Genomic DNA, 17,172 nt, shown 5'->3' with positions numbered 1-17,172 from the left:
TCCAAAGGGTTGGATTTTTCATCCTAGCACGATGATTGAGATTCGGCTGTTCGCCTGCGCGGCGCCCGATGGCAAGGACCGATGTGGGCAACCGATGTCTACAACAATACGCGCCGCACAAGGCAAAAAAACTACAGCAGCGCGACAACTTCGTCCAAAGAAGGTGCATGCGCACCAGCATGGCGGCAAGCCGCGGCGCCGGCGGCCAACGAAAAGGCGAGGTGTTCCGGCCACGTTCGCTGAGGCGCGGTCATCAAACTGAACAGCAAACCACCGATAGAAGCATCCCCCGCGCCAACCGTATCGACCACTTCGACCCGAGGCGGCCGAGCCTCCACAACCATGGCGCCGTCGATCAACATGGACGTCTCCGGCCCGCGTGTCACCAGCACGGTGGCGGCAGGATTCATGGCGCGCAACTGTGCAAGCGCGCCGGCCTCATCGTCCGTCTTGAACAGCATGCGCAAATCCTCGTCTGACACCTTGATCAGATCGGCTAGCGCGGCCATCTTCCGCAACGTGGGCTCGTACCCCTGCTCCATCAGGTTCCGGTAGTTCGGATCGAAACTGATCTTCACGCCGCGCGCGCGCAACTCGGCCGCCAACGCGGCAAGCGTAGCCCCAAGCGGCTGACGCACCAGGCTGATGCAGCCAAAGTGCGCCCACTTCACCTGCTCGATCCAGCCAGCTGGCAGGCGCGCCGGATCGAACGCCAGATCGGCGCCGTTCTCACCCATGAAAAAGTACGCAGGCGGATGCGTCTGATGGACGATCGCCAGCAGGGGCGGGCGCTCCACGCGCTGCATGAAGCGCATGTCGAGCCCAGCGGCAACGCTTGCGTTCCACAGTTCGTCGGAGAAGTTGTCGACGCCCAGCGACCCGGCACAGGCCGTCGGCAAACCGAGCCGCGCCACGCAGCGCGCGACGTTCCAGCCGGCGCCGCCAGGACGCGAGAGCCATTGGGAGGCGCCGGTTCGCACGAGGTCGGTGAGGATGTCGCCGGCTGAAACGAAGAAGGGGAATTCGGTGTTAGCGCTCATTTTGCTTACTCCGCGGATTCGGACGCAGTGGCCACGCCGTCAGGCAGTGCGTGCGCCAGCACCTCATAGCACGCGCCCATCGTGTGATAGTCGGTCTTGCCGGCAGGGCTCTTTTCGTCGCTGTATTTACGGTTGTCGCACGTGAGGATGCGGTACCACGCGCCATACTTGTGATCGACGAAATGCGCCCAGCTGTAGCGCCAGATCTCGTCGTACCAGTCCCAGAAGCGTTCGTTGCCGGTGCGCTTGCCGAGCAGCGCCGCGGTCGCGAACGTCTCCGCCTGAACCCAGAAATACTTGTCGTGGTCGCACACGGTGCCGTCCGGCCCGAAGCCGTAATAGAGGCCGCCGTGGTCTTCGTCCCAGGCGTGCGTCATCGCGGCGTCGAATAGCTCGATAGCGCGCGGCAGCAACCACGGCAACGGACGATAGCGCTCCAGAATCAGCAGCAGCTTGGCCCACTCGGTCTGATGCCCCGGCTGGAAACCCCACGGGCGGAAGATGTTCGAGCTGTCTTCCTCGTTGTAATGCCAGTCGACCGACCAGTCCGCGTGAAAGTGCTCCCACACGAGTCCTTGCGACAGCTTCGCCTGCCGCAGCGTGATGTTCGACGCTACCCGTTCCGCACGATCCAGATAGACCAGGTGTCCGGTCGCTTCGTGCGCGGTGAGCAGGGCCTCGGTGGTGTGCATGTTCGCGTTCTGGCCGCGGTACGAACTGACGCGCCAGTCGGGCGTTGCTTCGTCGGCATAGAGGCCGGCGGCGGCGTCCCAGAAGCGGTGTTCCATCAACTCGAAGGTCGTGCCGATCATCGGCTTCGCTTCCTCGATGCCGGCCATCGCCGCATGCGAATACGCGAGCAGGACGAACGCGAGGCCGTAGCAGTGGCGCGTGGCGTCGAGCGTGTGTTTCTTGCCGTCACGCCATTCGAGCTCCCAGTCGTAGCCTTGCTGCTCAGCGTCCCAATGCGTTTCGCGCAGGAAGCGCAAACCGTGGCGCGTGTACTCGAGATGCTGCGGGTCGCCGAACTGGCGATACGCCATCGCGTAGTTGAAGATGTAGCGGCACGTGCTCACCAGATGCCGCGTGGTCTTGTCGTAGACCGAGCCGTCGTCGCGGAAGAAATGGAAGAAGCCGCCGCTCGGATCGAGCACGTTCGGCGCGTAAAAGCGCAGCGTGTCCTGCACATGAGCGAGCAGAAAGTCGCGCTTGCGGAAGCTGTCGACGGGCGGCGCGGCAGCGGCGCCGTTGGCGGGGTGAAGCGGATCGGATTGCGTCATGGCGTTTTTACCAAAGTACTGGCACGGGCAATGAGATGGACGGGCAAGCGGACTTCGAGTTCGGCGGGGGCGTCTTCAAGCAGCAGCTCGACACCGCGCCGGCCGAGCGCTTCCTTGTCGACTGAAATGGTCGATAGGGGCGGCGTGGCATGCGCGGCGGCGGGAATGTCGTCGAAGCCGATGATCGCGATGTCCTCGGGCACGCGGATGCCGCGCGCGAGGCACGCGCGCAGCGCGGCGAGCGCGGCGGCGTCGTTGTACGCGAATACGGCGTCGGGCCGCGGGCCGGGCGCGTCGAGCAACTTGTGCATCGCGCGCGCGGCGCCGCTGTCGGGATCGAGGCCGGCGTCGATCGTGACTTCCAGCGAGGGGTCGAACAACAATCCCGCTTCGAAAAACGCGCGCCGGTAACCGAGCGCGCGCTGGGCGATGCTGAAGTGCGCGAGCGAGCCGCCGATGAACGCGACGCGCTTGCGCTGCTGCGCGAACAGATGGCGCATGGCGAGCGTGGCGCCCGCGGCGTTGTCGAGATTCACCGAGCGCAGGCCCGGCGCCCACAGGTCGATCAGCACGAGCGGGCGTTGCATCGCGACCAGCGTGGTCAGCGTTTCGGGCTCGACGAAGCCGGCGATCGCCACCGCGTCCGGCGCATGCAGGCGCATCTGCTGGATCACGTCTTCGGTCGGACCGGCGGTCAGCACGGAAGGGACGATGCCGCGTTCGCGGCACGCGTCTTCCACGCCATGCAGCACGTGCGAAAAGAACGGGCTGACGGCGAAGTTGTTGTGCTGGCGGTGCAACAGAAAGGTGAGGCGGCGGATGCGCGGGCGCAGTTGGGCGGCGTCATAGCCGAGCTGCCGCGCCGCTTCGACCACGCGTTCGCGGGTGGCCTCGGACAGGCCGGGCTGATTCTTCAAGGCGCGTGAGACGGTGCCGATCGACACGCTGGCCGCGCGGGCGACGTCGCGGATGGTTGTGGCCATCGAATGAAGCGGCCGCAAGAGGGCGGGCCGCACGGTGTTTGGGTTCGGGCGATTGTATAGTAAAACTTGGCTAAAGCCGCTTCGCTATCGCGCGATCCATACCCGGAGATACCCGTAGACAGTGGCGCTGGCCTGATTTTTGTTGTTTAGTAAAAATTGCTAAACAAGCTTGATATTGGTGTCGTCACGCTCGCTCGCTCAGTCGAAAGGCATCGCCACCACGTCGGCCTGTCCACGTAACAGCGCTACGCTCTCATCCGCATCGATCAGCACGAAGCCGCTCGTCTCGTGCTTCGCGCGCCGCTTCGCCAGCGCCGCGACGGACGCGATTTCCTCGCTGCTGTAAAACGACGGGCCGCCGTCCGACTCGACGCGCACGCAGCCGATCGCCATCGTCACGAAGCCGAAGAAGGTCGGGTTGCCGCGCCGGTCTTCACCATGGATGCCGCCGGCCAGCCGGTCGGCGGGCGCGTAGAAACGCTGCGCGCCTTCGTTGAACAGATGGATCGCGCGCAGGACGCGGTCCTGCCAGTCCTCGCTCTGGAACAGGATCAGGAAGTCGTCACCGCCGACGTGGCCGAGGAAATCGCGGGTCGGGTCGCAGACGTCCGCGAGCACGGCGGCCGCGAATTTCAGCACTTCGTCGCCCTGCCAGTAGCCGTACTGATCGTTGAAGGGCTTGAAGTGATTCAGATCGACGTAGCTCGCGTAGAAGCCGGCGTCGTTGCCGAGCAGGCGGGCGATGTGCGAACTGATCGGGATGTTGCCCGGCAGGAAGGTCAGCGGGTTCGCGTAGCGCGCGGCTTCGATGCGCACCTCGGTCACCGCGCGCACCAGATTCTCGCCCGTGCCGAGACCGGCGTATTTGCCGTCGTTGTCGGTGATGACGAAGCCGTCGGCGAGATAACGCTGGTCGTCGCTTGCGAGCAGCTTGGCCATCTGCTCGACGGTCATCGATTGCTCGATGATCACCGGCGATGCGTTCGCAAACTGCAAGCATGGACGCTTGCCGAACAGCTCGCGGTGATACGGCAGCGCGTAGCGGTCCATGAAGCCGCGACGGTTGATGAGCGCAACCGGTTCGTCGTGCTCGACCACCGCCACCGCATGCAGATCGGGCAGACGGTTGAACAGTTCGAATACGTCGTTGTTGGTCGCGTGGCGTGGCAGAGCGGGCGCGTGCACCATCATCTTCGCCGACGCCGTGCCGCCCGACGGCGACGCGCTGCTCACCGTGCGTGTGGTCTCCGGGAACACCGCAATGTGGCCCGCGCGCAGGGCGTCATGGGCGTCGTCGGTGACGCGGCGGGCCGGCTGCGCATGCGGCCGGCCGAAGAAATAGCCCTGCCCGCAGCCGATCCCCATGTCGCGCACCACGATCAGATCGGCTTCGTCCTCGATGCCTTCGGCCACCAGCCGCGCACCGCTTGCGTTGGCGAAGTGCTGCATCGCACGCACGGCTTCGAACTTGAGCGAATCGCTGGAGATGCCGTGGATGAAGAATCGGTCGATCTTCACGACGTCCGGTTGCAGGCGCACCCAAAGATTCATGCTGGCGTTCGCGGTGCCGTAGTCGTCCAGCGCGAATTGCGCGCCGACTGTGCGCAGCGCCGAAATCACCGGCAGAAAGCTGGCGACATCCGGAATCGTGCTTTGCTCGGTCAGCTCGATCACGATCCGTTGCGGATCCACACCGCGATGACGCAGCAGCGCGAGCGTGTCGTCGCGTGCTTCGGCCAACTGACGGATCGCGCCCGCGCTGAAATTGAGAAACAGCTTGCCGTCGAAATCGAGCCTCGCGAACGCGTCGATGCAGGTGCGCGCGGCGGCTTGCTCGAGATCAAGCGTGCAGCCTTCGGCGAGCGCCTGCGAGAACAAGGCGAACGGCGCTTCGAGCGAGGTGCCCGCCGGGCCGCGGATCAAACCTTCGTAGCCGAGGATCGCGCCGTCGTCGAAATCGATGATCGGCTGGAATACGGCGGACAACTCACGCCGGGCGATCAACTCATCGATGCGCGGCGTAGCGGATCGGGAGGGCGAACGAGGTTGCATGGCAGTTAGGCGGAGCGATCGACCTTCGGCTTATCGACCCATCCTGTCTGGAATTAAGTGAACTTTTAGTGAAACGTTGCACTGCGATGGTGCGTCGCGGCCTTGGGGTGTGCTGCTGGCGGGTTCTGCCACGGCCAGGAGTTTGCCTATGCCATCCGGCTGAGGCGACAGCGGCGGCGTTTGAGCGTGAAATAACAAAAAAGCCGCACGAGGCGGCTTTCTTCAAATGACGCTCAGGGAGGGCGCTTATGAATGTCCTGTTTGCATTGCGCGCGTATTCACCGGCGCGCGACAGCGGCGGCGGGCCGCTCGCGCGCGGCCGCGTGGGTTTCGCCGCTGGTGTCGCGAGCCCCCCAGCGTTGCGCGAGCGCGGCGCACACCATCAACTGGATCTGGTGGAACAGCATCAGAGGCAAGACCACGGCACCCACCGCATGCGAGGCGAAAATCACCTTGGCCATCGGCACGCCGGCCGCGAGGCTTTTCTTCGAGCCGCAGAAGATGATCGTGATCTGATCGGCGCGGCTAAAACCGAGCCGCTTGCTGACGAACATCGTCACGGCCAGCGCGAGCGCGAGCAGCACAACGCTGATCAACAGCAGGCCGCCGAGTGCGGACAGCGGGATCTGGTGCCACAGGCCCTCGTTGACGGCCTCGCTGAACGCGCCGTACACCACCAGCAGGATCGAGCCCTGGTCGACGAACTTCAGCACACCGCGGTTGCGCTCGATCCACTTGCCGATCAGTGGGCGCAGCAATTGCCCGGCCACGAACGGCACCAGCAGTTGCAGAACGATGTTGCCCACCGTATGCCATGGCGAAGCGCCGCCGCTCGCAGCCTGATTGGTGACGACGAGGCTGACGAGTGCGGGGGTGATGAAGATACCCAGCAGGCTCGAGGCCGACGCGCTGCACACCGCGGCCGGCACGTTGCCTTTGGCAATGGACGTGAACGCGATAGACGATTGAACCGTCGACGGCAGCGTGCAGAGGAAGAGGACCCCCGCATAGAGCGCCGGCGTGACAAGTGGCGAAAGGAGCGGCTTAAGCGCGAGGCCGAGCAGCGGAAACAGCGCGAACGTGCTGAGCAGCACGACCAGATGCAAACGCCAGTGCGTCGCGCCCGCAACGATCGCTTCGCGTGAGAGTTTGGCGCCGTGCAGGAAAAACAGCAGGCCGACCGCGACGTTCGTCACCCAGTTGAACCCGACGGCGGCCTGCCCGTGAACTGGCAGGAAGCTGGCAAAGATCACGGTGCCCACGAGGCACAAGGTGAAGTTGTCGGGAAGCAGTTTCGGGCGAGCCATGGCGGAATCTCGATTCGGTGACGCGGAAAGCAGAGGGCGCGCGCGAATGCACCGCCTCAGGCTATGGAAAACGGCTATTGTTGTTGAAAACTGATTAAATATGCAAATTCATTTGCCGAATCGATTAATGAACTTTGCGCATCAAGTCGTTGTGTCGGCAACCTTCGGGCAATGCCTGAGGCCAGTTCCAGTATTGGCGACGGGATCTGTTTGGTCTACTGCCGTTTTGACAATCCGGCGAATAATCCGGCTGGGATTCGTCATACGGTGGCGCGTTCGGCGAATCTCGATATAGCCGTTTAATCAAGCCGTTACGGGGCTTTCGCGCAAGGGCTCTGTCGCGGAAAAACGTCGCAGTAACAAGGTGTTACAACAGCGGTCGAGGCCTAACACTTTTTGGCTCGACACCCTTTGCCGGCGCCCATAAATTACTGCTCAGAGGCCATCGGGATGCCCCGCGCCGCGGCAGATACGCAGCGCTCGTGCCGGTCCCAGTACAAGTCCATCGCAGCTCGAACGGTGGGCTTCAGGCAAGTCTTCGGGCGTGTGAGTCACTTGGTGGACGGGTTGTCGAGAACGAAGCACTGGGCGTTGGGCGCGGTTATCGCTGCGCTGTGCTCGTTCGCCTACGCAAAAGTGCCGGACATGCCGCACGGCGGCGGCGGGTATTCGCGTGCCGCCGCGGGCCACGCAATGCGAGGTGATGCGCGCAACGGCGGCCATTACTTTGGCGGCGCCAATGTCAGGCCGGCCCGTAACAACGTGGCCAACAACTACGCGCGCGTGCCGCATGGCGGCGCGAACTTCGCCGCCGGCAATTACGTTAACGGCTTTGGCGGCTACAACCCGGGCATGCATCGTGTCGCCGGACCGGCCGGGTATCCTGACAACGGCCGCAGTGGCATGCAGTACGCCGGCGCTATCACCCCTGTCAGCGCGGAATCGCGCGCGGTGCCGCGGCCGCCGCCCAACGCGCCGGTTCGCACCGGCTCGATTCGCGCCGACGTCGCCCGCTATAACGAAGAGCGCGGCTCCTCCCGTGCAATGCAGCGCCAGCCTGACGATTCGCGTCAGCAGGAAGTGCCGTACCGTAACTAAATACGCGGTCCTCGTCTCACCCCTCGTCTCGCCAGATTTCCCTCCCACGCTTCGCAGAATGCGCCTTTCCGGCTTTCAAACCGGTTTGCTGCGGTATTCCGCGTCACTGCCGTTCAAAGAGCCCGCGTCAATGTGACGTTTTGACGCCACACTTTTTTGAAAACACTCGGCAGCAAACCCCCTCCCGTCGTCAAATTTGGTCGCACCTGCCGCAGCGCGTCATCCGCCTGTCATCTGAGCCGTTATCACCCAGTCGGGTGCAATGTCAGTAACGCTTTGCGCCGAACCACGAGGTCCGCGGTGATGCGGCGATGACGGCGCGGCCAGGGCTTTATCAGCGCCGATATGCGACAAAACTAATCAGACCGCTATACCCGCAATAAGCCACGATATTTTTGTCCATCAAAATGGTCCGCAAAGATGATCCTGCCCAGATTGACTCGCTGATCGCACAGACAACAACAACGGTTCGCGAGCTCCCCCTTTCGAACAGCCACACCCCTTTTGACAAAGACAGGAGAACCCATGAAAACAAGCATCAGCAGTGCGCTGAAGACCACCCTCAAGGCAACCGCGTGTGCCGCCCTGCTGGCCAGTGCATCGTCTGCTTTTGCGCAATCGAGCGTGCAACTCTACGGTCAGGTCGACGAATGGGTCGGCGCGCAGAAATTCCCGGACGGCAAGTCGGCGGCTGAGGTGTCCGGCGGCGGCATGTCGACGTCGTACTGGGGCATGAAGGGGGCTGAGGATCTGGGCAACGGCTACAAGGCGATCTTCACGATTGAAGGCTTCTTCCTCGCGCAGAACGGCCAGTATGGCCGCTTCACGGGCGACACGATGTTCTCGCGTAACGCCTACGTCGGTATCGAATCGCCCTACGGCACGGTAACGGCAGGCCGTTTGACCACGCCGCTGTTCGTGTCGACGATTCTGTTCAACCCGTTCGTCGACTCGTACCAGTTCTCGCCGATGGTATGGCATACCTATCTCGGCCTCGGCACGTTCCCGACTTACTCGACCGATATGGGCGTGACCGGCGACTCGGGCTGGAGCAACGCGGTGTCGTACTCATCGCCGAACTTCAATGGCCTGACCGCGCAAGCGATGTATGCCCTCGGCAACACGGCGGGTGAGAACGGCGCGAAGAAGTGGAGCGGCCAGGTGCTGTACTTCCACGGCCCGTTCGCGGCGACCGCGGTGTACCAGTACGTGAACTTCAACAGCGTGCCGGGCGACCTCGGTAGCTTCGATACGTCGGGCGTTCCGGGCCTGAAGAGCCAGAGCGTGGCGCAAGCCGGCGTCTCGTACGACATGAAATTCGTGAAGTTCTATGGCCAGTACATGTACACGTATAACCAGCAAACCATTTCGAGCTGGCACGTGAATACGGGGCAGGGCGGCGTGACGGTACCGGCCGGCCCGGGCTCGGTGATGGCGTCGTACGCCTATTCGCGCGATGGTGGCGGCCTCAACCAGACCCGTCAGACGGCTTCGATCGGCTACGACTATCCGCTGTCCAAGCGCACGGATATCTACGCCGCGTATATGTACGACAAGATCAGCAGCCAGTCGAGCGGCGACACTTACGGCGTCGGTCTGCGCGCGAAGTTCTAAGCGTCTGGGGTCAAGGCGAGCGACACCTGCGAGCAGGTGTCGCGTGACGCCAACCCTGCCGCACCCGGCAACACCTGCAAAGCCCACCTTCTCCGGAAGGTGGGCTTTGTCGCTTCTGGCGCGCGTTCCTACCTGATTTGCCGCCCAATTTTTGATAAACCCGGCAAAATGACGTCGATTGATTCCTGAAGCGAGCGATTGAGATGGATACCCTCGTCAGCATGAAAGTGTTCCGCCATGTGGTCGAGGTCGGCAGCTTCGTCGGCGCGGCCGAACGCATGGAGATGTCGGCGGCGATGGCGAGCAAGCACGTCATGCACCTCGAACAGCAGCTCGGCGCGCGTTTGCTGAACCGCACCACGCGGCGTGTCGCGCCGACCGAGGCGGGCCGCGAATACTACGAGCGTTTGAGCCAGGTGCTCACCGAACTCGAAGAAGCCGAGCAGGTGGTCGGTGCGGCGAGCGTCGTGCCGCAAGGGCGCTTGCGGGTGTCGTCGCTGTCGGCGTTCGGTTTGAGCCACGTGATGGCCGCCGTGGCCGACTACGCCGCGCAGTATCCACAGGTCACCGTCGACATGACCCTCTCGGACCGCGTGGTCGAACTGATCGATGAAGGCTTCGACGTCGCGATCCGGGCTTCGCCGAGCGGGCTGAAGTCGTCTTCGCTGATCGCGCGGCAGATTGCGACTGCCCATCTGGTGCTGTGCGCGTCGCCGGCCTATCTGCGCCGGCACGGCACGCCGAAGACCGTCGCCGATCTGGCGCGCCATAACTATCTGCAATACGCGGGCGTAGCGCCTCTGGAAATCGCGACCGCGACCGGCAACGGTACGCCGCGCGTGCGCCTCACCGGCAATCTGATCGTCAACCACCTTGAGGCGCAGCGCGTGATCGTGCTGCAAGGCGCGGGTATCGCAATGCTCGGCACCGAGGTGATCGGCGACGATCTGGCCGCGGGGCGCCTTGTGCCGCTGCTGGTGGACGATGTGCCGCCGCGCGAGTTACCGATCCATGTGGTCTACGCGAGCCGTCGGCATCTGTCGGCCAAGGTGCGCTCGTTTGTCGACTTCCTGGCCGAGCGGTTTGCGAACGAATCGCTTTGGCCTTCGCTCGAACAGATCAAGGCGCTGGCGGTGCGATAGGCGCCAGGCCCCATTTAGCTATACTGGTTGCCAGCACCCATACGCGTAACGATCTGGGGGAGACATGACCGATCTGTCCACGCCGCAGCGCGCCGGTGGCCACAAGCTACCCGCGGGCAGGCGTCTGCGTTTCGTCACTGCTGCTGCCTTGTTCGACGGCCACGACGCGTCGATCAACATCATGCGGCGCATCCTGCAAGCGAGCGGCGTTGAGGTGATCCACCTCGGCCACAACCGCTCGGTCGATGAAGTCGCCACCGCTGCCTTGCACGAAGACGCCGACGGCGTCGCCGTGTCCAGCTACCAGGGCGGCCACAACGAATACTTCCGTTATCTCGTCGATCTGCTGCGTGCGCGGGGCGGCGAGCGCATCAAGGTGTTCGGCGGCGGCGGGGGCGTGATCGTCCCCGACGAAATTGCCGAACTCGAACGGTACGGCGTCGAGAAGATCTATTCGCCGCATGACGGTCAGCGGCTCGGCCTGCAAGGCATGATCGACGACATGATTGCGCGCTGCGTTGAAGTCGCGCGTGCCGCTGCTGGCGCACGGGAGAGTCCGATCGGCGAGTGGGTGGCCGATTTGTCTGCGTGTGGGCTGCCGCGTTTCGAGCCGCGCGCAGCGTCGCACGTCGAGACGCGTGCCGACGATCACGTCAACGCGCACTATCTTTCCGGCACGGCGCGCCGGGCAGGCGAGAACCTCTACGTCCGCCAGATCGCGGACACCGTCAGTACTACCGACACAGTCAGCTCCCCCCGTACCGCCAGTACCGCCGAACAGCCAGACCCTGCGGGCTTCACTTTCCGCCGCCTTGCGCAACTGATCAGCGCATACGAAGCGGGCCGCGTCAAATCAGCAGAGCAGGAAATATTATCTGCCCTCGCTGAAGCGGCTGGGACCCCCGTGCTTGGCATCACCGGCACCGGCGGCGCCGGCAAATCCTCACTCACCGACGAACTGATCCGCCGCTTTCGCCTCGACTATGGCGACGCCCTCACCATCGCCGTACTGGCTATCGATCCGTCGCGCCGCAAATCCGGCGGCGCGCTGCTCGGCGACCGCATCCGCATGAACGCAATCGGCAATTGGGGCGGCGGCGCGCGCGTTTACATGCGTTCGATGGCGACGCGAGAAGCGTCGAGTGAAATCACCGACTCGTTGTCTGACGTGCTTACGCTATGCAAGGCGGCGGGCTTCGATCTGATCATCGTCGAGACGTCCGGGATCGGGCAGGGCAATGCGGCGATCGTGCCGTTCGTCGACGAATCGCTTTACGTGATGACGCCGGAATTCGGCGCGGCCAGCCAGTTGGAGAAGATCGACATGCTCGACTTCGCCAGCTTCGTCGCGATCAACAAGTTCGATCGCAAGGGCGCGCAGGATGCATTGCGCGATGTCGCCAAGCAGGTGCAGCGCAATCGCGGCGACTTCGCGAAGGCGCCCGGCGCGATGCCGGTGTTCGGCACGATCGCCTCGCGCTTTAACGACGACGGCGTGACCGCGCTGTATCAGCACGTTGCCGAGGCGCTGCGCACGCACGGCTTGCGTTCAGGCGGAGGCCGTCTGCCGGTGCTCGACCACCTGCGTTTTTCGAGCGGCCGCAACGCCATCGTGCCGCCTGCGCGCGTGCGCTATCTGGCGGATGTCGCGCAGACCGTTCACACGTACCGCGAGCGTGCCGACGCGCAAGCACGCGTGGCGCGTGAGCGCTGGCAACTCACCGAAGCGCGCCGGATGCTCGGCGAAGCTGATGCGGGCACAGGCACAGGCACAGGCACAGGCACAGGCACAGGCACAGGCACAGGCACAGGCACAGGCACAGGCACAGGCACGGGAGGTCCGACCGCGAACGCCGCAGCGATTCCAAGTGCAGCTACAGCGACTCACCTCCTCACCCAACTCGACACACTCATCGCCCAACGCACCGCCGCCCTCGGCGAACGCGAACGCAAGCTGCTCGAAGCGTGGCCGCAAACCGTTGCCGCCTATTCCGGCGACGAACACATCGTCCGTATTCGCGACCGCGAAATTCATACCGCACTCACCGTGACGACACTATCCGGTTCCGAGATCCGCAAAGTCGCGCTGCCGAAGTTCGTTGACCATGGCGAAATCCTGCGTTGGTTGATGCTCGACAATCTCCCCGGCTACTTTCCGTTCACGGCCGGCGTGTTTCCATTCCGCCGCGAAAACGAAGATCCGACACGGATGTTCGCCGGCGAAGGCGACCCGTTCCGCACCAACCGTCGTTTCAAACTGCTCTCCGAGGGCATGCCGGCCAAACGTCTTTCGACGGCGTTCGATTCGGTCACGCTGTACGGCGAAGAGCCGCACGAGCGGCCCGACATCTACGGCAAAGTGGGCAACTCGGGCGTCTCCGTCGCCACGCTCGAGGACATGAAAACGCTCTACGACGGCTTCGATCTGTGCGCGCCTGAGACGTCGGTATCGATGACGATTAACGGCCCGGCGCCGACGATTCTCGCGATGTTCTTCAACGTCGCGATCGATCAGCAGATCGCGCGCATGGCGCAGCAACAAGACCATCCGCTCACGGAAGACGAACTCGCCGCTGCTCGCCGCACCGCGCTGGAGAACGTGCGCGGCACGGTACAAGCCGACATCCTGAAGGAAGACCAAGGCCAGAACACGTGCATCTTCTCGACCGAGTTCAGCCTGAAAGTCATGGGTGATATTCAGGCGTACTTTGTCGATCACGGCGTGCGTAATTTTTATTCGGTGTCGATCTCCGGCTATCACATCGCCGAGGCGGGCGCGAATCCGATCTCGCAGCTGGCCTACACGCTTGCGAACGGCTTGACGTATGTCGAAGCCTATCTCGCGCGCGGCATGTCGATCGACGACTTCGCGCCGAATCTGTCGTTCTTCTTTTCGAACGGCATGGACCCGGAGTACACGGTGCTCGGCCGTGTCGCGCGACGCATCTGGGCCATCGCCATGCGCGAACGCTACGGCGCGAACGAACGCAGCCAGAAACTCAAGTACCACGTGCAAACCTCGGGCCGCAGCCTGCATGCGCAGGAGATCGACTTCAACGATATCCGCACCACGCTGCAAGCGCTGATCGCGATCTACGACAACTGCAATTCGCTGCACACCAATGCATTCGACGAAGCGATCACCACGCCCACCGAGGATTCGGTACGCCGTGCGGTGGCAATCCAGTTGATCATCAACCGTGAATGGGGTCTCGCGAAGAATCAGAATCCGAATCAGGGCAGCTTCGTGATCGAGGAGCTGACCGATCTGGTGGAGGAGGCGGTGCTGGCGGAATTCGATCGACTCACCGAGCGCGGTGGTGTGCTGGGCGCGATGGAAACCGGCTATCAGCGCGGGCGCATTCAGGACGAGTCGATGCTGTACGAGCATCGCAAGCACGACGGCTCGTATCCGATCGTCGGCGTGAACACGTTTTTGAGCACGCATCCGCATGAAGCGCCGCAGCCGATCGCGCTGGCCCGCTCCACCGACGAAGAGAAGCAGAGTCAGTTGAAGCGTCTACGCGATGTTCAGGCGCAGCACCGTGACGCAGCGCCCGCGGCGCTTGAGCGCTTGAAGCGCGCGGTGATCGACGATGACAACGTGTTCGCGGTGCTGATGGACGTCGTGCGTGTCTGCTCACTCGGGCAAATCACGCACGCGTTGTTTGAAGTGGGCGGGCAGTACCGCCGCAATATGTGAAGTTCAGGCGTGTTGCCCGTATGCGAGACCTGCATGCGAGGCAGGCTTAAGAGGCCGCGTACAACGCCCGAGTGTGAGTACTGGACATGCTGCGGCGTCAGAATCGAGCCGCAGCAAAACGTCTTAACCAGGCATTTACCGCGCGATGCCGAGCCGCGCTTTCGCGTCGTTATATTCATTCGTCAAACGCCGAACCAGCTCGCCGACGCTCGGCACGTCGTCCATCAGGCCGACGCCCTGACCTGCGCCCCAGATGTCCTTCCACGCCTTCGCCTTGTCGCTGCCGAAGTTCATCGCGGTCTTGTCTGATTCCGGCAGCGCGTCCGGGTCCAGCCCCGCGTTCAGGATACTTTCGCGGATGTAGTTGCCGTGCACGCCGGTGAACAGGTTCGTGTAGATGATGTCCGACGCCGTGGAATTGACGATTGCCTGCTTATAGCTGTCGACCGCGTGCGCTTCCTGGGTCGCGATGAAGCGCGTGCCCATGTAGGCGAGGTCCGCGCCCATGGCCTGCGCGGCGAGAATCGAGCCGCCGTTGGCGATCGAGCCGGACAGCACGATCGGGCCGTCGAAGATGCGCCGCACTTCGCCGACCAGCGCGAACGGCGAGGTCGTGCCCGCATGGCCGCCGGCACCCGACGCCACCAGGATCAGCCCGTCGACGCCCGCTTCCAGCGCCTTCTGCGCATGCCGCAGGTTGATCACGTCGTGCAGCACGATACCGCCGTAGCTATGCACCGCGTCGACGATCTCACGCGCCGGTGCGCGCAGGCTGGTGATGAAAATCGGCACCTTGTGTTCGACGCACACACGCACGTCGTGCTCGAGCCGCGTATTCGACTGATGGACGATCTGGTTGACGGCGATCGGTCCGATGATCGCATCGGGGTTAGCCGCCTTATGTTCGGCGAGCTTTGCCTGAATCTGCGTGAGCCATTCGTCGAGCAGTTCGGCCGGGCGAGCATTCAGCGCGGGGAACGAGCCGACGATGCCAGCCTTACATTGAGCCAACACGAGATCGGGATAGCTGACGATGAACATCGGCGAAGCGACGACGGGCAGCGCGAGTTTTTGCAGGACGGCGGGCAATGCCATGGTGCGAGTCTCCTGATGAGCGGACCGGTGCGGCCTTGAGCGCCCGGCAATAATGAGTTTAGCGGCACATGGCCGGTGGTGCGTCGAGACAGACTAGCGTCATGCTGCCGCCACGATCTCACCCCGCATTCGTCATACATTTGCCATGACCACGCGAAATTTAAGAACGGTCGTTCGATTATAGGCGAATCGCGACGGTCGCGTTCGTTAGGCCCGTTTAGAACAGTTGGAAGGAGTGTTCAGTTTCTATGCTTGCGTGGGCTATCCCACCCCGCATCGACACATCGGGCTCCTACAATGCTTTGACTCCCAAACGACAAGAGACCCGCTATGGCCTTCGAGGATTTCACGCCCTTTCGCGTCGCCGTGGGCGACGTCGATATTTTCGGAGTGAAGGGTGGGGCAGGGCCGCCCCTCCTGTTGCTGCACGGTCACCCGCAGTCGCATCTGATCTGGGAGCGGTGTGCCGCGCAACTGGCCGAACATTTCACGGTCATCGCCACCGACTTGCGCGGCTATGGCGCCTCGGGCAAACCACCAAGCGACGCCGATCACACTCCTTATTCCAAACGCGCGATGGCGGCCGATCAGGTCGCCGTGATGCGCCACTTCGGCTTCGAACGATTCCTGGTGTGCGCGCATGATCGCGGCGCCCGGGTCGCGCACCGGATGGCGCTCGATCATGCCGATGCCGTCGAGCGGTTGATGCTGCTCGACATCGCACCGACGCTCGCGATGTACGAAGCCACCGACCGCGCCTTCGCGACGTATTACTTCCACTGGTTTTTCCTGATCCAGCCGGAGCCGCTGCCGGAGACGCTGGTTGGCGCGAACCCGGCTGCGTATGTCGATGCGGTGATGGGCAGCCGTCACGCGGGCCTGGCGCCGTTCGCGCCCGAAGCGCTTGACGCGTATCGCAGCGCGCTGGCGCAACCCGGCGCCGTGCATGCGATGTGCGAGGACTACCGGGCGTCGGCGAGCATCGACCTCGAGCACGACCGTGTCGACATCGAGCGCGGCCACAAGGTCGGCTGTCCGCTGCGTGTGCTGTGGGGAGACAAGGGGGTGATCGAGAAGTGCTTCGACGCGCTGGAGGAATGGCGCCACGTCGCGCGGGACGTGAGCGGGCGTTCATTGTCGTGCGGGCATTACATTCCTGAAGAGGCGCCAGACGAACTGGTCGCGGAAATGCTGTCGTTCTTCGAAGCGGTAGAGCAGTAAGGGGTTTCGTTCATCCGCAATGCGGCCGCCGCTCGTTCCGGCGCGAGGCGGTGCGGCCGCGCGTTTTTTTGCTTAGCCTAGCGGTGGCAAGCGGCGCGCAATCGGCGTCGACTTGACGATTGCCGTGCTGGTCTCCGCGCGCTCGGTGATCTTCGCCAGAATCTCGTCGAGCTGGTCGATCGAATGCAGATACAGGCGGCAGATGAAGCAGTCGTCGCCCGTTACCTTGTCGCATTCAACAAACTCCGGAATCCGCCGGATCACGTCTTCCACCAGATGCAACTGCCCTGGCAAGGGCTTCACGCGCACGATTGCCTGTAGCGTGAAGCCGAGCGCGCGCGGATCGATCTGCACGGTGAAGCGCTCGATCACGCCTTGGGCTTCGAGCCTTCGGACGCGTTCGGCGGTACTCGGCGCCGACAGGCCAACCAGGCGCGCCAGTTCACTGACCGGCTGGCGGGCGTCCGCCGCCAGCGCGGCGAGCAGTGCGCGGTCGGTTTCGTCGAGTGTGGCGGGCGTGACGGGAGCAAGGCGTTTGGTCATGGTGGCCTTCGATTATTAGGTTTCCTCGTGGGAAGACTTAAGTTTAGCCATGTATTCGATCGGTCGAATTAATTACACTGCTCCTCATGCAGCA

12 protein-coding genes are annotated in these 17,172 nt (G+C 63.3%); 5 read left to right on the top strand and 7 right to left on the bottom strand.

Features of this window, described 5'->3' with window-relative positions; translation table 11 throughout:
- Nucleotides 1–131: 131 nt before the first annotated feature.
- The 5 genes from GNZ12_RS06455 to GNZ12_RS06435 all read right to left on the bottom strand — a co-directional run bounded on the left by GNZ12_RS06455 (nt 132) and on the right by GNZ12_RS06435 (nt 6,662).
- Nucleotides 132–1,040 carry a carbohydrate kinase family protein gene (locus tag GNZ12_RS06455; RefSeq protein ID WP_172309561.1) on the bottom strand — a complete coding sequence of 303 codons (909 nt, stop codon included), beginning with the start codon at nt 1,038–1,040 and terminating at the stop codon, nt 132–134.
- A 5-nt stretch (nt 1,041–1,045) separates the two neighbouring features.
- Nucleotides 1,046–2,320: an AGE family epimerase/isomerase gene (locus tag GNZ12_RS06450; RefSeq protein ID WP_172309560.1), complete on the bottom strand. Its 1,275-nt coding sequence runs from the start codon at nt 2,318–2,320 to the stop codon at nt 1,046–1,048.
- Nucleotides 2,317–3,303, bottom strand: a complete 987-nt coding sequence (locus GNZ12_RS06445) for a LacI family DNA-binding transcriptional regulator (RefSeq protein WP_172309559.1) — start codon at nt 3,301–3,303, stop codon at nt 2,317–2,319. Before GNZ12_RS06445 ends, GNZ12_RS06450 begins: the two co-directional genes overlap by 4 nt.
- Before the next feature lie 198 nt (nt 3,304–3,501).
- Complete coding sequence (locus GNZ12_RS06440; RefSeq protein ID WP_172309558.1) at nt 3,502–5,355, bottom strand: EAL domain-containing protein; 1,854 nt, start codon at nt 5,353–5,355, stop codon at nt 3,502–3,504.
- Between the two features lie 278 nt (nt 5,356–5,633).
- Nucleotides 5,634–6,662 carry a bile acid:sodium symporter family protein gene (locus tag GNZ12_RS06435; RefSeq protein WP_172309557.1) on the bottom strand — a complete coding sequence of 343 codons (1,029 nt, stop codon included), beginning with the start codon at nt 6,660–6,662 and terminating at the stop codon, nt 5,634–5,636.
- 558 nt (nt 6,663–7,220) lie between these two features.
- Here GNZ12_RS06435 and GNZ12_RS06430 point away from each other — a divergent pair.
- From GNZ12_RS06430 to GNZ12_RS06415, 4 genes are all read left to right on the top strand, one after another.
- Entirely contained in the window at nt 7,221–7,760 is a 540-nt protein-coding gene (locus GNZ12_RS06430) for a hypothetical protein (protein ID WP_328805960.1), read from the top strand.
- 525 nt (nt 7,761–8,285) lie between these two features.
- Complete coding sequence (locus tag GNZ12_RS06425; protein ID WP_172309555.1) at nt 8,286–9,374, top strand: porin; 1,089 nt, start codon at nt 8,286–8,288, stop codon at nt 9,372–9,374.
- A 203-nt stretch (nt 9,375–9,577) separates the two neighbouring features.
- Nucleotides 9,578–10,516, top strand: a complete 939-nt coding sequence (locus tag GNZ12_RS06420; RefSeq protein ID WP_172309554.1) for a LysR family transcriptional regulator — start codon at nt 9,578–9,580, stop codon at nt 10,514–10,516.
- Nucleotides 10,517–10,580: 64 nt separating this feature from the next.
- The gene (locus tag GNZ12_RS06415; RefSeq protein WP_172309553.1) at nt 10,581–14,219 is read left to right on the top strand and encodes a methylmalonyl-CoA mutase family protein; all 3,639 of its coding nucleotides are present in this window, start codon (nt 10,581–10,583) and stop codon (nt 14,217–14,219) included.
- 135 nt (nt 14,220–14,354) lie between these two features.
- Here GNZ12_RS06415 and GNZ12_RS06410 read toward each other — a convergent pair whose 3' ends face one another.
- Nucleotides 14,355–15,314, bottom strand: coding sequence for an NAD(P)H-dependent flavin oxidoreductase (locus GNZ12_RS06410; protein ID WP_172309552.1), 960 nt, complete (start codon nt 15,312–15,314; stop codon nt 14,355–14,357).
- A gap of 330 nt (nt 15,315–15,644) precedes the next feature.
- On the opposite strand from GNZ12_RS06410, the gene GNZ12_RS06405 reads away from it, so the two are divergent.
- The gene (locus GNZ12_RS06405; protein WP_172309551.1) at nt 15,645–16,535 is read left to right on the top strand and encodes an alpha/beta fold hydrolase; all 891 of its coding nucleotides are present in this window, start codon (nt 15,645–15,647) and stop codon (nt 16,533–16,535) included.
- A gap of 72 nt (nt 16,536–16,607) precedes the next feature.
- On the opposite strand, the gene GNZ12_RS06400 is transcribed toward GNZ12_RS06405, so the two are convergent.
- Nucleotides 16,608–17,078 (bottom strand): Lrp/AsnC family transcriptional regulator, encoded by a 471-nt coding sequence (locus GNZ12_RS06400; protein WP_074285646.1) that lies wholly within the window; start codon nt 17,076–17,078, stop codon nt 16,608–16,610.
- Nucleotides 17,079–17,172 lie beyond the last annotated feature (94 nt).

This window comes from Paraburkholderia solitsugae (assembly GCF_013177695.1).
In the GTDB taxonomy this organism is placed as follows: domain Bacteria; phylum Pseudomonadota; class Gammaproteobacteria; order Burkholderiales; family Burkholderiaceae; genus Paraburkholderia; species Paraburkholderia solitsugae.
Note: the sequence above shows the minus strand (reverse complement) of the source record. Positions and strands in the feature narration are given on the sequence as shown.

Excerpts from the sequence above, each read along its gene's own strand:
- GNZ12_RS06420 (WP_172309554.1), top strand. The coding sequence starts at position 9,578 with ATGGATACCCTCGTCAGCATGAAAGTGTTCCGCCATGTGGTCGAGGTC.
- GNZ12_RS06400 (WP_074285646.1), bottom strand. The coding sequence starts at position 17,078 with ATGACCAAACGCCTTGCTCCCGTCACGCCCGCCACACTCGACGAAACC.
- GNZ12_RS06445 (WP_172309559.1), bottom strand. The coding sequence starts at position 3,303 with ATGGCCACAACCATCCGCGACGTCGCCCGCGCGGCCAGCGTGTCGATC.
- GNZ12_RS06435 (WP_172309557.1), bottom strand. The coding sequence starts at position 6,662 with ATGGCTCGCCCGAAACTGCTTCCCGACAACTTCACCTTGTGCCTCGTG.
- GNZ12_RS06425 (WP_172309555.1), top strand. The coding sequence starts at position 8,286 with ATGAAAACAAGCATCAGCAGTGCGCTGAAGACCACCCTCAAGGCAACC.
- GNZ12_RS06450 (WP_172309560.1), bottom strand. The coding sequence starts at position 2,320 with ATGACGCAATCCGATCCGCTTCACCCCGCCAACGGCGCCGCTGCCGCG.
- GNZ12_RS06405 (WP_172309551.1), top strand. The coding sequence starts at position 15,645 with ATGGCCTTCGAGGATTTCACGCCCTTTCGCGTCGCCGTGGGCGACGTC.
- GNZ12_RS06455 (WP_172309561.1), bottom strand. The coding sequence starts at position 1,040 with ATGAGCGCTAACACCGAATTCCCCTTCTTCGTTTCAGCCGGCGACATC.
- GNZ12_RS06410 (WP_172309552.1), bottom strand. The coding sequence starts at position 15,314 with ATGGCATTGCCCGCCGTCCTGCAAAAACTCGCGCTGCCCGTCGTCGCT.
- GNZ12_RS06415 (WP_172309553.1), top strand. The coding sequence starts at position 10,581 with ATGACCGATCTGTCCACGCCGCAGCGCGCCGGTGGCCACAAGCTACCC.
- GNZ12_RS06440 (WP_172309558.1), bottom strand. The coding sequence starts at position 5,355 with ATGCAACCTCGTTCGCCCTCCCGATCCGCTACGCCGCGCATCGATGAG.